Here is a 22,432-nt window from a genome sequence, read left to right as displayed (position 1 = left end):
TAAATGATAATCAAAGTCCCGAAGGGACGATTTAAACGAGAATAGGATAAAATCCTATCAATATAAATAAAACGAACCCGAAATGTTCAACGATTAAAAAAAATTAAAAATTATATATGAAAAAGATAACAATGAATCCAAATTTCCTAAGAAACAAAACCAGCATTTTTGCTACTCTGGCTCTACTTTCTGTAACCAGTTTGCAAGCACAGATTTTTACCGATTTTCAATACAGAGGAAACGATAAAATATATAATGACAACCCTCTGAAACCGGACGAATTCTATTCTCCGATTCTCCAGGGCTGCTATCCTGACCCAAGTATCACCAAAAAAGGAGAAGATTATTACTTGGTTAATTCTTCTTTCTCAATGTTTCCGGGCGTTCCGATTTTCACCTCTAAAGATTTGGTCAATTGGAAGCAGATTGGGCACGTTCTCGACAGGCCTTCACAACTTAAAGTAGAAAAAGGTGTCGTTTCTCAGGGAATTTATGCACCGGACATCAAATACAACAAGTACAACGACACTTTTTATATGATTACCACCCAAATCGCGGGCGGAGTCGGTAATATGGTCGTAAAAACCAAAGACCCGGCAAAAGGCTGGAGTGAAGTGCAAAAACTGAATTTCGACGGGATCGATCCTGCCATTTTCTTTGATGATGATGGCAAAGCATACATCGTTCATAACGATGCACCGCCAAAAGGAACAGAACAGTATCAAGGTCACCGCGTCATCAAAATGTGGGATTACGATTTGGAAAAAGATCAGGTTATCGCAGGTTCAGACAGAATTATTGTAAACGGTGGAGTCGACCTTTCTCAAAAACCGATTTGGATTGAAGGTCCGCATTTATACAAATACAAAGGAAAATATTACCTGATGTGCGCAGAAGGCGGAACCGGAGGCAACCACAGCGAGGTTATTTTTATGGCAGATTCTCCGAAAGGACCATTCGTTCCCGCTAAAAATAACCCGATTTTGACGCAGAGATATTTTCCTAGAGACAGAAAGGAAAAAGTGGATTGGGCGGGTCACGCCGATTTGGTAGAAGGCCGTAACGGACAGTGGTACGGTGTGTTTTTAGCCATTCGTCCCAACGAAAAAGGACGTGTAAATCACGGTAGAGAAACCTTTATTCTTCCGGTTGACTGGAGCGGAACTTATCCTGTGTTTCAAAATGGCTTGGTTCCAATGAAGCCGAAATTGAAAATGCCACAAGGTGTTCAGAATCAAACTGGACAAAACGGATTCTTTCCGAACGGGAATTTCACGTATAATGATAAACTGACCGATAAAAACCTCGATTTCCGTTGGATTGCGATGCGCGGACCGCGTGAAAACTTCATTACGACTACGAAAACGGGTGTAAAAGTGAATCCTATGGAAACGAATATCAAAGCATTGGCTCCGATCTCATCTTTGTTCCACAGATTACAGCACGAAGATTTCGAAACTTCCGTAACCTTAGATTATAAACCAAAATCTGAAAAAGAATTGGCTGGAATTACGCTCTACCAAAGCGAAACATTCAATTACGTTTTCGGAATTACGAAGAAAGACAAAGATTTCTACATTGTTTTGGAAAGAACCGAAAAAGGGGCGTCAACATTAGTAGCCAGCGAGAAAATTTCTTTAGGTAAAACCATTAAATTTCAGGTTACAGGAGAGAAAGACAACATCAGCTTTAATTACGCAACAGATGGCAAGAATTTTAAAAATTTGGGAGGTCCGGTTTCCGGCGATATTCTTTCCACAGATGTTGCAGGCGGTTTCACAGGAAGCTTAATCGGATTGTACAGTACTTCGTCAAACGATATTGTGCCAAATTAGCATTGAAATAATCGTACATAATATCAATAGGAACGGGCTTTAGCCCGTTTTCAAAGAAAAACAATCAATCGGCTTTAGCCAAAACTTAAGATAATATAGGCTTTGATGTGATAAGCCAATTTGAAATAAACAGTTAGTATTAGCAATGTCACACTGAGCTTGTTGAAGTGTTTTTAAGATTGATTAAATCAACCAAACCAAAATATCAAAACCGTGAAAATTAATCAACCATTTTATATAGTTTCTTTTTTGGGATGTATCGGGCTGAATCTTCTTTCAGCCCAGGTAAATCCTGTGAAAAAACAGGAGACAACGGCATTCAGAAACCCGATTATCTGGGCGGATGCACCGGATTTGTCAATCACCAGAAATGGCGACGATTTTTACCTGATAAGCACCACTATGCACCTGATGCCGGGCGCTCCGGTAATGCATTCCAAAGATTTGGTCCATTGGGAAATGTCGAGCTATGTTTTTGATACACTAAATGATAATTCAAAATACGATTTGATAGACGGAAGCGTTTACGGACGTGGGCAATGGGCGTCGTCCATTCGTTATCACAAAGGAAAATATTACGTTCTGTTTTCCCCGAATGATGAGCCTTTCAAATCCTATTTTTATGTTACCGACAATCCTGAAAAAGGCAATTGGAAGCTCATCACGAGAACCAGACATTTTCACGATGCATCTTTGCTTTTTGATGATGATGATAGAGTTTACGTTTTTACTTCCAACAAAGTTTTTGAGCTGAGTCCGGATTTTAAAACCATTATCGGAAATCAGGATGGAACGGAAGTTTTTCAGAAAGATGAATCGGAAACCGGACTTTTGGAAGGTAACCAAATCATTAAAAAAGACGGAAAATATTATATGATGATGATTTCCTGGCCGAGAGGCGGAAAACGTCGTCAGGAAGTTTACAGAGCTGATAGAGTAACGGGACCTTATGAGAAAAAAGTCATTCTTGAAGACAATTTTCTTGGATTTTCCTACGCCGGACAAGGTGCTTTGATTGACGATAAAAACGGAAATTGGTATTCCCTGATTTTTCAAGACAGAAATGGAGTAGGAAGGGTTCCTATTTTGCTCCCTGTGAAATGGGAAAATGACTTGCCCATTTTGGGTGACAACGGAAAAGTGCCGTTGACAGGTGAAATTCCACTTTCGCCATTTAAACCAAAAAATCATTTGGTAGAAAGTGATGAATTCTCCGACAAAAAAATGAAAATCCAGTGGCAGTGGAATCATAATCCTGTCAATTCAGCTTGGTCTTTATCCGACAGGAAAGGCTTTTTAAGGTTAAAAACGAATAGAGTCGTTGATAATCTCTACCTTGCTCCCAATACACTAACGCAAAGAATGGAAGGTCCGAAATCCAGTGGCATTGTTGCTCTGGATGTGAAGGGGATGAAAGACGGTGATGTTGCAGGTTTCAGTGCGTTCAACGGTGATTCCGGGATTTTGTCTGTGGTAATGGAAAATGGTAAGAAGTTTATTGTTTTTTCAACCAATGAAGTCAGTTTAGATAATAAGACGAAGGCGGTTACAGGTGTTAAAAAAGATGAAAAAAAGAGAATCCCATTAAACTCGGACAAAGTTTATTTTAAAATTGATGCCGATTTTAATCTCGGAAAAGATTTGGCCGATTTTTATTACAGCACTGACCAAAAAAACTGGACCGAAATGGCAAAAGATTACAAAATGATTTTCGATTACCGGAGATTTTTTATGGGTTCAAAGTTTGCGATTTTCAATTATGCTACCAAAAATCTGGGAGGTTTTGTAGATGTTGATTTTTTCAGAGTGAATAAAAGTTCGGAATAATTAGAGTTGAATAATTTGGGAAGCTTTATCCGCCTTCCGCTCTCAATCTTTTTTGCAGAGATTAAATAGAACTAGAGTACAAGCAAAAAAGGATTTCCGCTCAAGTCGGGCTGCGAGAGATTCGCTGTTAAAATAAATTAGGATTATTGCTCCATAGGAGAATCCTGTTAATAGCAAATAATTGTTAAAACCCCAAAGCCTCGTAGAGGCGACCTGTTAATTACGGCAATGATAATTAACATTAAAAATGTAAAAAAGATAAAACCCTTGTCGGTCTTATTTTTTTGTCTAAATTAATAAGTGTAAAAATCACAAATAAAAATTTATGAAAAATTCCCTGATATTCACTGTCACTTTTCTATTGTATGGTCTGTATGTTTCTGCGCAAAATACTGACAGACAGGCGCCGCAAGGTTTTGATGTGGAAAGAAAAGATATTCCGCACGGAAGAATTGATACGATTCAATATACTTCAAAAACCGTCGGAACTACAAGGAAAGCTTTGGTTTACACACCGCCGGGATTCAAAAAAGGGGAAAAATATCCTGTTCTTTATCTTCTTCACGGCATTGGCGGAGACGAAAAAGAATGGTTTAACCAAGGAAAACCGAATGTTATCCTGGACAATCTCTACGCACAGGGAAAACTCACACCGATGATTGTTGTTTTGCCGAACGGCCGTGCGATGAAAGATGATAGGGCAACAGGAAATATTATGGCTCCGGATAAAGTCGAAGCTTTCGCAACTTTTGAAAAAGATTTGCTGAATGACCTGATTCCGTTTGTAGAGAAAAAATATCCTGTTAAAAAAGACCGTGAAAACCGGGCTTTAGCGGGTTTGTCAATGGGAGGAGGACAAACACAGAATTTTGCTTTCGGAAACATTGATAAATTTGCGTGGCTGGGGGCATTTTCTTCAGCACCTAACACGAAAGAACCGAGCAAGCTTTTACCCAATCCACAAGATGCACTGAAGCTGAAGCTCATTTTTATTTCTTGTGGCGATGCAGACGGATTGATGCCTTTCAGCAAAAGAACCAGCGATTATCTGAAGAAAAATAAAATCCCGCATATTTTCTACATCGAACCGGGCGGTCACGATTTTAAGGTTTGGAAAAATGATTTATACATCTTTTCACAGCTCTTATTTAAGCCTGTTGATAAAACTAAATTTGACGGATTTACCGTTTTAGGAACACCTGCAGCAACCAATATCAGAAATGCGCAGTATCCTCAAATCCTTCCCGATGGAAGAGTGATGTTCAAGGTAAAAGCGCCGGAAGCGCAAAAAGTTCAGATCGATTTAGGAAAAAAATATGACCTGAAAAAAGATACAGACGGCTTTTGGACAGGAACGACGGATGCACAAAGCGGAAGTTTCCATTATTATTCTTTGCTGATTGATGGTGTTACAGTAGCAGACCCATCCAGCGAAACATTTTACGGGATGGGAAGATATGCCAGTGGAATCGATATTCCTTTTGATGGCGATGATTTCTATGCATTAAAAGACGTTCCGCACGGTGATATCCGCATCAAAAATTTCTATTCCAAAGTCACTAATTCTTGGAGACGGGTTTTCATCTACACGCCACCGGGTTACGACCAAAATTCTTCTGAATCTTATCCGGCATTGTATATTTTACACGGTGGTGGCGAAGATGAAAGCGGTTGGGCGAATCAGGGCAAAACGAATCTGATTTTGGATAATCTTATTGCGGAAGGGAAAGCTAAAAAGATGGTCATCATTATGCCCGATGCGAATATTGGACAAGGCGGAATCCGAAATTTTGGTGAGCGCAATCTTCAGATGTTTGAAAAAGAGCTGAAAGAATCCATCATTCCCTTTGCAGAATCTAATTACAGAATAAAAAAAGGTAAAGAAAACCGCGCTTTGGCCGGACTTTCTATGGGCGGGATCTATACATTGTATGCAGGAATTCAGAATTCGGATATGTTCTCAAGTCTAGGTGTTTTCAGTTCTGGATATATGTTGCCGATGCTTCAGGACGTTGCCGACAAACAGTACAAATTTTTAAATGAAAATAAATCTGCCTTTTCATCCAATGTCAAAAATTTCTGGATTTCAATGGGCGGAAAAGACGATATCGCTTACGAAAACGGTCAGAAAATGCTGAAAGAACTGGATAAAATCGGAATTAAATATTCGTACAGAGATTATCCGGGAGGTCACAGCTGGCCGGTTTGGAGAGACAGTTTACATCAGTTTGCTCAGGAGCTTTTTAAAAATTAAAATGTAATCCTAACAGACTGTTAATGTTCAACTCTAAAATCCCTGTACAATGAATTTCAACAGAATAAAAATAAAAGCACTTATTATCACGGTCGTTATTGTATCGGGAAATATTGTTGCGCAATCTTATCAGAAGACAGATTCAGGATTGAAGTTTTCTAATGATAATATGAATGTTGAAGTGAAATTGTATGGAGAAAATACGATTAGAATTATTAAATATCCCGCCGGAAAATCATTTGTCAAAAACAGTCTGTCAGTAATCAAAAAAGAACAGAAAACTAAATTTTCAGTTTCAGAAAACAATCATATTATTTCATTAAAAACAAATGATTTAAATATTTTCATTGATGCTAAAAATGGTAAAATCACTTACAATTCATCCTCAGGAAAAGAACTTTTAAAGGAAATAGGAAGTGATTTCAAACCCTTTAATGATGCTGGAAACCCTACTTATTCGGTGACACAGTCTTTTCAGCTGGAAAAAGACGAACCCATCTACGGCTTAGGAATTTTACAGAATGGTAAAATGTCCCAGCGAAATACGGATGTAAAAATGATTCAGAATAACACTTGGGATTTTGTGCCGTTTTTTCAGACTGTAAAAGGTTATGGCGTTTTCTGGGATAACTATTCTCCGACACAATTTACCGATAAACCAGACAAAACATCATTCTCATCGGAAGTTGGGGAAGGTGTGGATTATTATTTTATCTACGGAAAAAATGCGGATGGTGTAGTTGCTGGAATACGAAACCTGACGGGAAAAGTGCCGATGATTCCTTTATGGACTTATGGTTTCTGGCAGAGCAAGGAACGCTATAAAAGTCAGGAAGAATTGGTGGATGTCGTTAAAAAATACCGTGATTTGAAAGTTCCTTTGGACGGAATTATCCAGGATTGGCAGTATTGGGGCAACAATTACCAGTGGAATGCGATGGATTTTATCAGCCCCGATTTTCCTGATGCCAAAAAAATGATACAGGATATCCACGATATGAATGCGCATCTTTCCGTTTCCATTTGGTCGTCATTTGGTCCGATGACGAACCCGTACCGTGAAATGGACAAAAAAGGAATGCTGTTCAATTTCAAAACCTGGCCGGAATCTGGCAGAGAAGTCTGGCCACCCGATATGAATTATCCTTCCGGAGTCCGCGTTTACGATGCTTACAATCCCGAAGCCAGAAATATTTACTGGAAATATCTCAACAAAGGCGTTTTCAGTCTAGGTGCCGATACTTGGTGGATGGATTCTACGGAACCCGACCATCTCAGCCAAAAACCGGAAGATTTGGATACCAAAACGTACCTCGGCTCATTTCGAAAAGTTAGAAATGCATACCCACTGATGACGGTTGGTGGCGTTTACGACCATCAGCGTGAAACTACGAGTGATAAAAGAGTTTTTATTTTAACACGGTCGGCTTTTGCAGGACAGCAAAGATACGCAGCTAATACGTGGTCGGGCGATGTCAACTCTTCGTGGGAAATGTTGCGCAATCAGGTTCCGGCAGGTTTAAATTTCAGCCTCACAGGAAATCCGAATTTCAACTCTGATATCGGCGGTTTCTTTGCCGGTATTTATAAAAGAAACGGAGGTGCCAAAGATCCGATGTTTCAGGAATTGTACGTTCGCTGGTTGCAATACGGCACTTTCACACCAATGATGCGTTCGCACGGAACCGATGTTCCGAGGGAAATTTATCAGTTTGGGAAAAAAGGAGATGTAGTCTATGATGTAATAGAGAAATTCATCAACCTTCGTTACAGTATGTTGCCCTACATTTATTCCATTTCTTGGGATGTTTCTAAAAATAATTCGAGTTTTTTGAGGGCACTTTCGATGGATTTTTCATCAGACCAAAAAACCTGGGATATTAACAATGAATATCTTTTCGGTAAATCATTCTTAGTTGCGCCTGTTCTAAATGCTCAATATACCCCCGAAAAAATAGTAAAAACCGATGAAAATGAAGGCTGGAGTAAAACCGATGCTACCAAAAAAGAAAATTCGCTTTCCAATATAGATTTTACACAAAATAAAACCGTTAAAGTTTACCTTCCCGCAGGTTCAGACTGGTTTGATTTCTGGACGAATGAAAAATACAAAGGCGGTCAGGAAATTGAAAAATCCGTTAATCTTCAAAGCATTCCATTATATGTTAAAGCGGGAAGTATTATTCCGTTCGGCCCAGATGTACAATATGCTACCGAGAAAAAATGGGATAATCTTACCGTAAAAATCTATCCGGGAACTGACGCAGATTTTATCTTATACGAAGACGAATTCGATAATTACAATTACGAAAAAGGAGACTATACCGAAATCCCTTTCCACTGGAACGAAAAATCAAAAACCTTAACGATAGATTCCCGAAAAGGAAATTTTAAAGGAATGATTGATAAACGGAATTTTATTGTAGTTCTTCCTGATGGACAGCAGAAATCGGTGAGTTATTCAGGAAAGAAAGTGACTGTAGATTTCAAATTATAAAACTTACTAATGAAAAACCGTCAGATAAATAACCAACTATTCATCCTGTTTCTGTTTTTTGCAGCAAGAACTTTTGCCCAGCAAACCTCAGGAATCACGGAAAATATCATTTCAGATGATAAAGGATTCCCTATTGTTTCAAAAGAAGGAAAGGTTGCCGATTTATTTTATGACCCATCAGAAAATGTTGCCGTCATTCGTGCTGCAAAAGATTTACAGAACGATATTCATAAAGTAACGGGAAAACTACCGAATCTATTCGCCACAGAAACTTCCGGCGAATTTGAAATCAACATCGGAACAGTTGGAACCAGCAAGCAGATTGATAAATTGATTTCCTCAAAAAAAATCAATGCCAAAGATTTGAAAGGAAAGTGGGAAATTTTTGTCATTACAACCGTAGAAAATTCAAAATCCAAATCCAAAAAACAGCTCATCATCGCCGGAAGCGACAGGAGAGGAACGATTTACGGAATCTATGAATTATCAAAACAATTAGGGGTTTCTCCGTGGTATTACTGGAATGATGTTCCGGTAAAAAAACGTTCTTCGGCATACGTAATTCCGGGATATTTTGCTTCAGGTGAGCCCAAAGTAAAATACCGTGGGATTTTTATTAATGATGAAGAACCTGCTTTCGGAACGTGGGCAAGAACCAAATTCGGAGACATCAACAGCAAGATGTATGAGAATATGTTTGAGCTTTTGCTTCGTCTCAGAGCCAATTATCTCTGGCCTGCAATGTGGGGAAAAGCCTTCAACGAAGACGACCCGCTCAACCCGAAAGTTGCTGATGAATACGGAATCGTGATGGGAACTTCGCACCACGAACCGATGATGCGTGCCCAGAAAGAATGGGGAAATCACCGCAAAGAATACGGAAACGGCGAATGGAATTACCACACCAACAAAGATGCGCTTCTGAAATTCTGGGAGGATGGTTTTAACCGAAATAAAAATTACGACAATCTCGTAACGATGGGAATGCGTGGCGACGGCGACGAACCGATGAGCGATTTGGGAAGTGCAGAAGCCAATTTTAAATTGCTTGAGAAAATTATGCAGGACCAGCGAAAAATCATTGAAAAAGTAACCCAAAAACCTGCAAAAGAAACACCTCAGCTTTGGGCTTTGTACAGCGAAGTTCTTGATTATTACGACCAAGGAATGAAAGTTCCGGATGATATGACGATTTTGTTGTGTGACGACAATTGGGGAAATGTCCGCAGGCTTCCATATCTAGATGCCAAAAAACATCTCGGCGGTTACGGAATGTATTACCACGTCGACTTGCACGGTGCGCCAAGAGCGTATCAATGGCTGAATATGACGCAGATTCCGCATATGTGGGAACAGCTGCAGCTGACTTATAATTATGGCGTCGATAAAATCTGGATTCTGAATGTAGGAGATTTAAAACCCAACGAATATCCAAAGGATTTCTTCCTGAATATGGCTTGGAATCCGACTTCTTTTACCCAGGATAATCTTGAAAATTATACTGTAAAGTTTGCAGAAGAACATTTTGGAAAGACCAATGCAAAAGAAATTGCAGAAATCATCAATCTGTATTGTAAATATAATTCAAGGGTTTCCGCAGAAATGATGAACCATAAAACTTACAATCTTCAAAGCGGCGAATTTTTGCAGGTGAGAGATTCGTATTTGGCTTTGGAAACAAGAGCTTTGAGACAGTTTTTGACTTTAGATGAAGCTTATAAAGACACTTACAAACATATCGTTTTGCATCCCGTTCGTGCAATGGCAAATCTGTACGATATGTATTATGCAGTCGCTATGAATCATAAATTGGCAGACGAAAAAAACCTAAAAGCCAATTATTGGGCAGATTACGCCGATGAATGTTTCGCAAGAGATGCAGAATATACCGAAGATTACAACCTGAATATCTCCGGTGGAAAGTGGAATCATATGATGGACCAAACACATATAGGTTATAAATCCTGGGACGAGCCGAAAGAAGGAAACATAAAGCCAACGGTTTACAGAATCACACCTGAAGAAGCAAAAACCGGAGGTTATATTTTCGAAGAAAAGAATGGCGTGGTTGCGATGGAAGCCGAACATTTCTTTGAAAATAAAAATTCAAAGGATACAAAATGGACAGTCATTCCCGACTTGGGAAGAACGCTTTCCGGAATTGCTTTGATGCCTTACACACAGAAAACAGAAGGAGCTTTCATCAATTATCAGTTTAAATTAAAGAATAATCCTACCTCTATAAAAGTTCATTTCTTCTTTGATTCTACGCTTCCGTTCAAAAAAGGCGGTCACAACATCAAAACGTATATTGATAAAAATGATTCAAAAACCATCGGCATCAATCGGGATTTAACTTGGGCAAATAATTATACTAAAATGTATCCTGCAGCTGCGGCGAGATTGGTGGAAAAAGTAGAAACATTCAAACTTCCGACAAATCAAAATGGTAACTATACATTGACGATTGAACCTTTGGATCCCGGAATTGTCTTGTACAAAGTAGTTGTAGATAACGGAGGTTATGAAGAAACGTATTTGAAAATGGATGAAAGTCCGTATAAAAAATAAAATTAAATTGATTAAGATTTTAAAAAATATTGTGGCATTTTCATTATTCATTTTTACTTTGAATAATGCGTTTGCTCAGACTGAAAAAAGCAAAAATTCATTACAGAAAGAATTTCGCTACACCAATCCTATAACAAGAGATTCCGCCATTTCGATGCGCGATCATTTCATTATTAAAGTTGATGATTTGTGGTATTGTGTGGGAACCTCCAACCCGGTTTGGACAGGTCCAAATCCAGGCGTCCGAATGTTGGTTTCGAAAGATTTAATCAACTGGAAACAGCATTCTTTTATCATTGATGCTAAAAAACTTCCGAAAGACACTCCTTACAACGGAAGATTCTGGGCTCCCGAAATCCACTTTATTCAAGGAAAATATTGGTTGACCGTAAACAGCGGAAAAGTTACCAAAGAAGAACCGAAAGGAATGGCAACGCACAGCGTTTGGTTGTTTTCAGCGGATAAAGTGACCGGTCCTTACAAATTAGTCAACGGTCCTCTGACACCTCAGTATAATAATGATTCAACATTGTTTGAAGACGAAGACGGACAGGTTTATTTATATTGCAGTGGCAACGGACTTTTTCAGGCTAAAATTGATTTGAAAACAGGAAAATTGACCACACCTATTCAAAAATTTCTCGACAAAAAACAACCAGGCTGGCCGGAATGGATGGTTGGCGGAATCGAAGGACCTTTTGTCATCAAAAAAGAAGGAACTTACTTTATGTTTTTCTCGACTTGGACAAGAGGTTACGAAGTGGGTTTATTAAAATCAAAATCGCCTTTAGGACCTTGGGAACTGGCATCGCCTGAACCAATTTTCGGAACTCGAAAAAAAGGTTATCGAACCGAAATGGCAAAAGAAAACGGCTACGAGAATCTTTTCTTTACCGATACCGAAGATCCTTATCAGGAAACAGGACACAACGCTTTGTTCATCGGTCCCGACGGAAATCTCTGGAATTCCTGCCACTATTTTATGTACGAAAAAAGACCTTATCCGTACAGTCAGACTTTCCAGCCTTGGGAATCAGGACCACAAATGGGAATCGAGCCGGTACATTACAGAGACGGAATGTTTTACATCGATGGACCAACCTGGACAGAACAAATCATTAAATATTAAATTCAAAAAAAACTGATTATGATTAAGAAAACAGTTTTAAAATATACTTTAAATATTGGGTTGATGCTGACAGGATTTTCGCTGTCTGCCCAGAATCCCATCATTCAGACCAAATTTACGGCTGATCCTGCGCCAATGGTTTACAAAGACACCGTTTTTCTGTACACCAGTCACGACGAAGATGATGCGTTCGGATTTAAAATGAAAGACTGGCTGTTGTACACTTCGACCGATATGGTCAACTGGACAGACCACGGCGTTGTGGCTTCCTTAAAAGATTTCAAATGGACAGACCCGGAAAACGGAGCGTGGGCTCCACAAGTCATAGAAAGAAACGGCAAGTTTTATATGTATTGCCCGATGCCCGGACAGAGAGGAATCGGTGTCTTGGTAGCAGACAGTCCGTATGGTCCGTTCAAAGACCCAATCGGAAAACCGCTTGTGAAAAATTCGAGTGACGATATTGATCCGACTGTTCTCATTGATGATGACGGACAAGCTTATCTGTACTGGGGAAATCCCAATTTATGGTACGTAAAGCTTAATAAAGATATGATTTCTGTTGACGGACCAATCGTGAAAGATCCTTCGATTGCCAAAGTCAAAGGTTCGCCAGACCCATTTCATTATCAGGAAGGTCCTTGGGCGTGGAAACGCAACGGGAATTATTATATGGCGTATGCCTCAACGTGCTGTCCGGAAGGAATTGGCTATGCAATGGGCAAATCGGCAACCGGTCCGTGGGAATACAAAGGAATGATTATGGACAGCGACAAACGTTCCAACGGAAATCATCCGGGAATTATTGACTACAAAGGAAAATCTTACGTTTTTGGTTTCAATTACAATCTTGGAAAACAAACCATAAGCAAACATTACGAGCGCCGTTCCATTTGTGTGAGCGAATTGATGTACAATACCGATGGTACCATTCAAAAATTGCCTTTTTGGAATCCTGAAGGCGTAAAAAGAATTGCAACATTAAACCCTTATGAGAAGGTAGAAGCGGAGACGATTGCTTATAGTGAAGGCTTAAAAACAGAAAAAAAGACCGAGTGGGAAAGAAATAATCCTTACGATACCGGCAAAAAAATTACCGACCGATTGGTGGTTTCATCTATCAACAACGGAGATTATCTAAAAGTTCAGGGTGTGGATTTTTCCAAAGGAACGAAATCCATAGACGTTTCTGTTGCTTCAATGTACGGCGGAACGATTGAAATCCGCACAGATGCACTAGACGGACCAGTTTTAGGAACTGTAAAAGTGACAGGAAAAGCGGAAGGTGATATTTTTAAAACCATCAACACTCCTGTGAAAACTATCAAAGGCGTTCACGATTTATATTTTGTTTTTAAGGGAGAAAAAGACCTTTTCTATTTTGATTGGTGGAAATTTAATTAAATCCAAATTTTTAAATTATGTTGAAGACGAAAATACTTTTAATTGCTATAACATTTTTGTTGTCGGGAAATATTTCTAAGGCGCAGTCAACCGTTTGGTTAGACCAGTTGGATTTAAGCGTGGCAACACAGGGATACGGAAAACCGGGCATTAATACTTCGGTAGACGGAAAATCTATAACCATTGCCGGCGATGTTTTCAAAAGAGGCTTCGGAACACACGCAGAAAGTTCTTTATTGATTAAATTAAATGGCAAAGCAAAAAACTTTTCCGCAATGGTGGGGATGGATGATGAAATCAAAGGTCAAAATCCCGCTGCCGAATTTGAAATTTACGGCGACAACAAAAAACTTTGGTCAAGCGGGGTAATGAAATTAGGGGATAAAGCAAAGCTTGTTTCCGTTTCGCTGGAAGGTGTAAAACAATTAGAATTAGTCGTAACAGACGGCGGAAACGGACCTTATTATGACCACGCCGATTGGGCAGATGCCAAATTTGAAACAGCGGAAGGTGCAAAACTGATAACATTTAACCCGATTTCATCAGTACCTTATATTTTGACACCAAAACCTGTGGCAACTCCAAAAATTAATTCAGCAGGCGTTTACGGCGTTCGTCCCAGCTCACCTTTTTTGTTCAGGGTTGCAGCAACGGGTGACAGACCGATGACTTTTACAGCAAAAAATCTTCCGAAAGGTTTGACAATAGATTCCAAAACCGGAATTATTACCGGAAAAATAGATACGAAAGGAACCTATGAAGTCCTTTTATCAGCTAAAAATGCTAAAGGCTCGGTTTCTAAAAAATTAAGAATCGAAAGCGGTGACAAAATAGCTTTGACACCAACAATGGGATGGAACAGCTGGAACTGTTTCGGACACGAAGTTTCTACCGATAAAGTAAAACGCGCTGCCGATGCTTTGGTTAAATCAGGATTAGTAAACCACGGCTGGAATTATATCAATATCGATGATTCGTGGCAATTTAATAGAGACGGAAAAGACCCGTCTTTCAAAGGGAAAATGCGTGATGAAAACGGTTATATTCTGACCAATTCAAAATTTCCGGATATGAAGGAATTAACCGATTACTTTCATTCAAAAGGTCTGAAAGCAGGAATCTATTCCTCTCCCGGACCTTGGACTTGCGGTGGTTGCGCAGGAAGCTACGGCTACGAAAAGCAAGATGCAGAAAGCTACGCCAAATGGGGAATCGATTATCTGAAATACGATTGGTGCAGTTACGGTGGTGTGATTGACGGTTTGCCCGATAACGACCCGAATAAAGTTTCTTCCCTCAATTTTCAGGGTGGAGGAGATTTGGATAAAGGCGTAAAGCCATTTAAATTAATGGGAGATTTATTAAAAAATCAGCCTCGTGATATTGTGTACAATCTTTGCCAATACGGGATGGGCGATGTATGGAAATGGGGGAATGATGCCGACGCGCAATCCTGGCGAACAACCAATGACATCACCGATACCTGGGCGAGTGTTAAAAATATTGCTTTGGCTCAGGATAAAGCCGCTTCTTACGCAAAACCCGGCAACTGGAACGACCCGGATATGTTGGTGGTAGGTGTCGTAGGCTGGGGAAATCCACATCAGAGCCGATTGAAACCGGACGAACAGTATCTACACATCAGCCTTTGGAGCATATTTTCAGCACCATTACTGATTGGTTGCGACCTTGAGAAACTGGATGATTTTACTTTAAATCTTTTAACGAATGATGAAGTTATCGCCGTAAATCAGGATGCTTTTGGAAAACAGGGCGTTTGTCTTCAAACCATTGGCGAATTGAAAATTTATGTAAAAGACCTTGAAGATGGCGGAAAAGCGGTGGCTTTTGCCAATTTCGGAAGGGAAAAAGTGGATATGTCTTACAAAGATTTTAGGCAGCTCGGGATTTCTGGTCGCCAAACCGTAAGAGATATCTGGAGACAGAAGGATATTGCAAAAATCAATACAACGAATCAGGTATTATCACTGGATATTCCGGCGCACGGTGTGGCTTATTATAAATTTATTTCATCAAAATAATAAAATATGATTCAATTTAAATCAAAATATATCGCCTTATCATTTTTGCTGGCAGGAATTTATATTTCTGCCCAAAATCCCGTAATCCAAACCCATTTTACACCGGACCCTGCGCCGATGGTGTACAAAAACAAGATGTATGTCTACACCGGAGATGATGTTCCCGGCTATGATTTTTATTATATGACTAAATGGAGAGTGTATTCTTCTGATGATATGGTCAACTGGACCGACCACGGTTCTCCGCTTTCACTGGAATCTTTCAGCTGGGCCCGTGACAGAGCCTGGGCGGCACAATGCATTGAACGTAACGGCAAATTCTATTGGTACATCTGTGTTCAGACCGTTGATAACAATATGGCGATTGGCGTTGCGGTATCCGACAGTCCTACAGGTCCTTTCAAAGATGCACTCGGAAAACCATTGGTGACAACGGGAACCTGGGATAATATCGATCCGACGGTTTTTATTGATGATGACGGACAAGCCTATTTATATTGGGGGAACAGCAAATTATTTTACGTGAAGCTTAACAAAGATATGGTTTCCTATGATGGAAAAATCACCGAAATTCCACAATCGGTAGAAGCTTTTGGCGGATTGAGACGTCCCGGAAGAAGCGATGAGGTTTTGCAGAAACAGGAACAGTTTAAAGATGTTTTTGTTGAGGGACCTTGGTTCTACAAACGCAACAAGCAATATTATATGATGTATGCCGGAATGACCGACCGAACCGAATGTCTGTCTTATTCGATAAGCGATTCACCGACCGGACCGTGGAAATATCAGGGAAAAATAATGACCGGCCAACCTACCAACAGTTTTACCAACCACGGCGGAATTATCGATTTTAAAGGCAAATCCTACCTGTTCTATCACACAGGATTATTGCCAGGCGCAGGAAGTTACGGAAGGTCAACGTCTATTGAAGAATTCAAATACAATCCGGATGGAAGCATTCCAAAAATTTCTATGACCAAAGAAGGCGTAAATCCCGTTGCAACACTCAATCCCTACAAAAGAAACGAAGCGGAAACAATAGCCTGGTCAGAGAAATGCAGCACTTCCGAAAACAAAAAGACAGGTGTTTATGTTTCTGATACCAGAGTGGGAGGTTATATCAAAGTCCGTTCGGTAGATTTTGAAAAAGGTCCCTCTGAATTTTCAGCGTCAATTGCTGCAGGTGTTGACGGAGGAATTTTAGAAGTGAGATTGGATAGAGTGGACGGAAATAAAATTACCGAGATTGAAGTTCCGAGAACCGGAGGTTGGGAAGAATTTAAAACCTTGACATCCAAAATTTCAGAATCAGTTTCTGGTGTTCACGATGTTTATTTTGTCTTTAAAGGTAAAAACATTACAGCCGGAAGAGTGCTTTTCAATTTCGACCACTGGAGTTTAAAAAGAAATAGAATAAAATTCCCCTCCTTTGGAGGGGGGGCGAAAATTCAAAGAATTTTTGACGGGGTGGTTAAAATGGTCTGTATAACAATATCGGAAACCTGATTTACCAAACCAAACAATACAGCCACACAGCTTATACAAACGTTAGCGGCTTTGTGAAACTAAAGAAATATTTATAAAAAAACTTTGCGCACTTAGTGTTCAAAATCAAAAAGTTAAATATGAAAAAAACAATACTCAATCTCTGTTTAATAGCATATTCGGGAATATTATTTTCTCAGAATCCCATTATTCAGACCAATTATACGGCAGACCCGGCGCCGATGGTGTATAACGACAGGCTTTATGTCTACACCACTCACGATGAGGACGATTCCACCTGGTTTGTAATGAACGACTGGAAGGTCTATTCCACCAACGATATGGTGAACTGGACCGACCACGGAAGCATTCTGAGCTATAAAGATTTCGACTGGGCAAAACGAGATGCCTGGGCAGCGCAATGCGTGGAAAGAAACGGCAAATTCTTTATGTATGTTCCGATGTGGTCCAAAACCAACAACAAAGGAGCAATTGGTGTTGCGGTAGGTGACAGTCCGTTTGGACCATTTCACGACCCGCTTGGAAAACCTTTGGTACAGAGCGAATGGGGCGATATTGACCCGACGGTTTTCATTGATGATGACGGTCAAGCCTATATGTACTGGGGAAATCCGAAACTTAAAATGGTTAAGCTCAATCAGGATATGATTTCCTATTCCGGCGATATTGTGGAAGTGCCAATGACCGCAGAATCTTTCGGAAAAAGGGATGGAAAAGAAAACCCGGAAAGACCCACAAAATACGAGGAAGGGCCTTGGCTGTACAAAAGAAAAAATCTGTATTATCTGTTCTGGCCGGGCGGTCCGCTCCCTGAATTCATCGGATATTCAACCAGCAAAAGTGCACAGGGACCGTGGAAATACGGCGGAATTGTAATGCCAACCGAAGGGAAATCTTTTACCAATCATCCCGGAATTGTTGATTTCAGAGGAAAATCCTATTTCTTTTATCACAACGGCGCTTTGCCGGGAGGAAGTGGTTTTACAAGGTCGGTAAGTGTTGAGGAACTTAATTTTAATAAAGACGGTTCTATTTCACCCATCAAAATGACCAATGGCATTACCAAAGCCATTGCAACCGTTAATCCTTATGCTTTTAATCAGGCAGAAATGATTGCGTGGTCTGAAAATGTAAAATCTTATCAGAACAAAGAAGCAGGCGTCTTCATCAAAGCTAAAAAAAGTGGCGCTTACACCAGTGTCAAAAATGTGGATTTCGGCAAAAAAGGAGCATCAACATTTTCGGCCAAAGTTGGGACTACACATAATAGCGATGTTACGATGGACGTTCATCTGGACAGTGTAAGCGGACCGATTATCGCCACGGTAAAAGTTCCGTTGACTGGTGGAGACGATCGTTGGGAAACGGTGAAAGCCGAGGTTAAGGAAAAAATTACCGGTGTTCACGATGTATATTTTGTATGTAATGGAAAAGCGGCAAAAGATATAATGTTTTTCGATTATTGGACTTTTCTTGAAAATAATTAATTATGATTAAACTTTTTTTAAAACTATCACTCGCCTTTAGTATTCTGATTATGAATACTGTTTTTGCACAGGTTGCAGAAATCTCCAGTCCTGACGAAAAATTAAAACTGAATGTCTTTTCAGAAAACGGAAAAGCGCTTTATAATGTTACTTTTCAAGGGAAAACAATGCTTGATAAATCTCCGTTGGGCTTAATCACCAATGAATCTGATTTTTCTAAAAATTTAAAATTCATTGACAGCAAAAAAGATAAGGTTTCTAAAAATTATACGAACGAAAAAATCAAAAAATCACAAGTCAGTTATACAGCTAATACTCTGATAGTCAATTTTACCAATGCAGATAACTTCAATATCGGAATTGAATTTCAGGTGAGCGATAATAATGTCGCTTTCAGATATGAGATTCAGCCGATGAAAGACCATTTGAGCGCAATTGTACAATCGGAAATTACAGGTTACAGATTTCCGTCTCAAACCACAACTTTCCTTTCTCCGATGATGAAGCCGATGACAGGTTTTGCCAGAACCGCCCCAAGCTATGAAAGCGGTTACAAAGCTGATGCGGAATTAGGAACAAAAGCCGATTATGGTTACGTTTTCCCTGGACTGTTTCATATTGGAAACGACGGCTGGATTTTATTGTCCGAAACAGGAGTGAACAGTTTGTACTGCGCTTCTCATTTGGATACAACTTCAGAAAAAAAACTTTACCGGGTTGCTTATCCGAATATGGCAGAAAACAATGGTTTCGGAAGTTCCGGAGCTGCCATTTCACTTCCCGGAAAAACACCTTGGAGAACCATTACGATTGGCGATTCTTTGAAACCGATTGTTGAAACGACAATTCCTTTTGATGTATTAGAACCGATGTATGAACCCTCACAAAAATACACTTTCGGAAAATCGACCTGGAGCTGGATTTTGTGGCAGGACAACAGTATGAATTATGAAGACCAGAGTCTCTTTATCGATTTAGCATCAAAACTCGGTTATGAATACATTTTGATTGATGCGCTTTGGGACAAAAATATCGGAAAAGAACGAATGAAAGACCTCATTCAGTATGCGAAATCCAAAAATGTTGGGGTATTGCTTTGGTATAATTCCAATGGTGCTGCGAATGACGCGCCGATGGGACCGAGAAATAAAATGAGCTCTTCCATCGAACGAAAAAAAGAAATGAAATGGCTGAAAGATATCGGTATAAAAGGTCTGAAAGTCGATTTCTTTGGTGGTGACAAGCAGGAAACGATGCGCCTTTACGAAGATATTCTTTCCGATGCCAATGATTTTGGATTAAAAATTATTTTCCACGGAGCTACTTTGCCGAGAGGCTGGGAAGTAATGTATCCGAATTATGCCGGAAGTGAAGCGGTTTTAGCTTCAGAAATGCTGTATTTTTCTGAGGACGTTCGCAGACAGGAAGCCTTTTTTGCGACTTTGCACCCATTCATCAGAAATACGGTCGGAAGTATGGAGTTTGGCGGAACTTTCCTCAACAAATATTTGACAAAATCCAACAAGGATAAAAATAAAAGATACACAACAGATGGTTTCCAGTTGGCAACGGCGGTTCTGTTTCAAAATCCGGTTCAGATGTTTGGTATAATGCCGAATAACCTGAGCGACGCACCGAAGTTCCAGCTCGATTTTATGAAAGAAGTTCCGACGCTTTGGGACGAAACAGTGTTCATCGACGGATATCCCGGGAAATATTCCGTGATTGCCAGAAGACATCAGAATCAATGGTTTGTTGCCGGTGTGAACGCTGAAAATGCTGTTCAGAAGCTTACTTTAAAACTTCCGATGCTTGCCGGAAAGTCGGTTAGATTCATCAATGATGATTCGAAAGGGGAGACTTCTGAAAAAACAATTACTGTTGGCAAAAACGGAGAACTCAAAATAGAAATTCAATCCAAAGGCGGATTTGTAATTCATTAATTTCATTTTAACCCGAAAAAATAAATCTTAATGGAACCCAGAAATTTCAAATTCTCAACGATTTTTAAAATTGTCTTTTTGATGATTGTTCTTAGCCATCAATTGTCTTTCGGGAAAATAAAACTTCCCGATTTGGTAAGTGATAAGATGGTTTTACAACGTGATGTCGAGCTTAAAATTTGGGGTTGGGCAGATAATGGTGAAAATATTACCATCAAATTCCGAAATGAAACCTACAATACATCACCGGACAAAAACGGAAAATGGTCTGTCCAATTGAAACCACAGAAAGCAGGAGGGCCATTTGTGATGGAAATTAACGAAATTACGATTCGGGATATTCTGGTGGGGGATGTCTGGCTCGCTTCCGGACAGTCTAATATGGAAACGCCTATTGCCCGTTTAACAGACCGTTTTCCGGAGATTAATGTTTCTGATTTTAATAAAATCCGCTACTTCAAAGTTCCTACTCAGAATACTGTTGAATCTGTGCGGGAAAATATAGCATCCGGCGGAAAATGGTTTACCGGAACCGCTTCGGAAGTAATGAATTGGACGGCCTTTGCGTATTTCTATGCGGTAGAAGCGTATGAACACAGCAAAATTCCGCAGGGAATGCTGGTTTCCAGTTTAGGTGGTTCGTTAATTCAGAGTTGGGTCAGTCAGGAATATCTTAAGAATTTCCCTGATGAAATCATTGATAAACAGGCATTGTCAGTACTCAATTCTTCAAAACTGGATCAGGGAAGAAACCTTTGGAATCAAAAGGATTTTAATGACGGGAATTGGGAAAAGGCAAAAGTTCCCGGAAAATGGAAAGATAATGGAATCCGCACAAAAGGAACGGTCTGGTTCCGGAAAAACTTTGAACTTCCTGCGTCAATGGATGGGAAATTTACCCGATTATATCTGGGAGTAATGGTGGACAGTGATTCGGTTTTTGTGAATGGAAAATTCGTTGGTTCTACTTCATACACTTATCCACCAAGAAAATATGATATTCCGGGCGGAATTTTAAAACAGGGAAAAAATACGATTGCCATTCAGCTGACTTCCAATTTCGGAAACGGAGAATTTGTTGCTGATAAACCTTACAAAATTGTTGGAGATGGCTTTACCGTTGATTTGACGGGCGAATGGAAATATAACATCGGAAGAGATACGAGCAAAGATGAAGAATATAAATCGAAACTGAAAAACCTGAGAAGCACGCCTTCCGGATTGTATAACGGGATGATTTATCCGATTCGGGATTACAAAGTCCGGGGAGCTATCTGGTATCAGGGCGAAAGCAATGCCGGTCAATCCGAAGATTATGCAGGTTTGCTGAAAAATCTTATCGAAAATTGGCGGGAAGTATTTCAATGGAATCAGATGCCGTTTTTATTGGTTCAGCTGCCCAATTTTATGGAGAAAACAAACGACCCGAATGCGCCAAGCGGATGGGCTGGAATTCGTGAGGCTCAGTTTAAAACGTCACAGACTGTTCCGTACACGGCAATGAGCGTCAATTATGATATTGGAGAATGGAATGACATTCACCCCCTCAATAAAAAAAATATGGCAAAACGTCTATTCCTGGCTGCACGAAAATTGTTGTATGGTGAAAAATTGGTAAGCGGTGGTCCTGTTTTCAAATCGATGAAGGTGGAAAATTCAGATATCATCCTTTCGTTTGACAATGTTGGAAGTGGCCTTCAAAGTAAAACAGGAAATCTGAAACATTTTGCAATTGCCGGAAGCGACAAAAAATTTGTCTGGGCTGATGCGAAAATTAAAGGGAATACAGTCATTGTAACCAGCAAGGAAATCAAAAATCCGGTTGCCGTGCGATATGCGTGGAGCAATAATCCCGAAGATGCCAACCTGCAAAATAAAGAAGGTTTGCTGGCGTCGCCATTCAGAACGGATGACTGGTAGCGCAATATATATTAAAA

The 22,432-nt window shown here is 39.9% G+C and carries 12 protein-coding genes; all 12 read left to right on the top strand.

Going from position 1 to position 22,432, the window contains the following annotated elements:
• Nucleotides 1-116: 116 nt before the first annotated feature.
• The 12 genes from BUR19_RS10920 (at nt 117) to BUR19_RS10865 (ending at nt 22,415) form a co-directional block, all read left to right on the top strand.
• A complete protein-coding gene (locus BUR19_RS10920; RefSeq protein WP_074235353.1) occupies nt 117-1,835 on the top strand; it encodes a glycoside hydrolase family 43 protein in 1,719 nt (572 codons plus the stop codon).
• Nucleotides 1,836-2,048: 213 nt separating this feature from the next.
• Entirely contained in the window at nt 2,049-3,662 is a 1,614-nt protein-coding gene (locus BUR19_RS10915) for a glycoside hydrolase family 43 protein (RefSeq protein ID WP_074235352.1), read from the top strand.
• 325 nt (nt 3,663-3,987) lie between these two features.
• Nucleotides 3,988-5,916 (top strand): alpha/beta hydrolase-fold protein, encoded by a 1,929-nt coding sequence (locus BUR19_RS10910; protein WP_074235351.1) that lies wholly within the window; start codon nt 3,988-3,990, stop codon nt 5,914-5,916.
• A gap of 49 nt (nt 5,917-5,965) precedes the next feature.
• Entirely contained in the window at nt 5,966-8,413 is a 2,448-nt protein-coding gene (locus BUR19_RS10905; RefSeq protein ID WP_083600744.1) for a glycoside hydrolase family 31 protein, read from the top strand.
• A gap of 9 nt (nt 8,414-8,422) precedes the next feature.
• Nucleotides 8,423-10,984: a glycosyl hydrolase 115 family protein gene (locus BUR19_RS10900; protein WP_074235350.1), complete on the top strand. Its 2,562-nt coding sequence runs from the start codon at nt 8,423-8,425 to the stop codon at nt 10,982-10,984.
• Nucleotides 10,985-11,015: 31 nt separating this feature from the next.
• Nucleotides 11,016-12,113, top strand: coding sequence for a glycoside hydrolase family 43 protein (locus BUR19_RS10895; RefSeq protein ID WP_175565896.1), 1,098 nt, complete (start codon nt 11,016-11,018; stop codon nt 12,111-12,113).
• Between the two features lie 18 nt (nt 12,114-12,131).
• On the top strand, nt 12,132-13,517 hold the full coding sequence (locus BUR19_RS10890; RefSeq protein ID WP_074235348.1) for a glycoside hydrolase family 43 protein: 1,386 nt from the start codon (nt 12,132-12,134) through the stop codon (nt 13,515-13,517).
• A gap of 17 nt (nt 13,518-13,534) precedes the next feature.
• Complete coding sequence (locus tag BUR19_RS10885; RefSeq protein WP_074235347.1) at nt 13,535-15,559, top strand: NPCBM/NEW2 domain-containing protein; 2,025 nt, start codon at nt 13,535-13,537, stop codon at nt 15,557-15,559.
• A gap of 6 nt (nt 15,560-15,565) precedes the next feature.
• Nucleotides 15,566-17,065, top strand: a complete 1,500-nt coding sequence (locus BUR19_RS10880) for a glycoside hydrolase family 43 protein (protein ID WP_083600743.1) — start codon at nt 15,566-15,568, stop codon at nt 17,063-17,065.
• A 119-nt stretch (nt 17,066-17,184) separates the two neighbouring features.
• Nucleotides 17,185-18,552 (top strand): glycoside hydrolase family 43 protein, encoded by a 1,368-nt coding sequence (locus BUR19_RS10875; protein ID WP_074235346.1) that lies wholly within the window; start codon nt 17,185-17,187, stop codon nt 18,550-18,552.
• 2 nt (nt 18,553-18,554) lie between these two features.
• Complete coding sequence (locus BUR19_RS10870; RefSeq protein ID WP_074235345.1) at nt 18,555-20,495, top strand: glycoside hydrolase family 97 protein; 1,941 nt, start codon at nt 18,555-18,557, stop codon at nt 20,493-20,495.
• A 30-nt stretch (nt 20,496-20,525) separates the two neighbouring features.
• Nucleotides 20,526-22,415, top strand: a complete 1,890-nt coding sequence (locus BUR19_RS10865) for a sialate O-acetylesterase (RefSeq protein WP_074235344.1) — start codon at nt 20,526-20,528, stop codon at nt 22,413-22,415.
• The last annotated feature ends 17 nt before the right edge of the window (nt 22,416-22,432 follow it).

The sequence above is a fragment of the Epilithonimonas zeae genome (genome assembly GCF_900141765.1).
In the GTDB taxonomy this organism is placed as follows: Bacteria; Bacteroidota; Bacteroidia; order Flavobacteriales; family Weeksellaceae; genus Epilithonimonas; species Epilithonimonas zeae.
The sequence above is the reverse complement of the archived record's forward strand: the minus strand, read 5'-3'. Positions and strand labels throughout refer to the sequence as shown.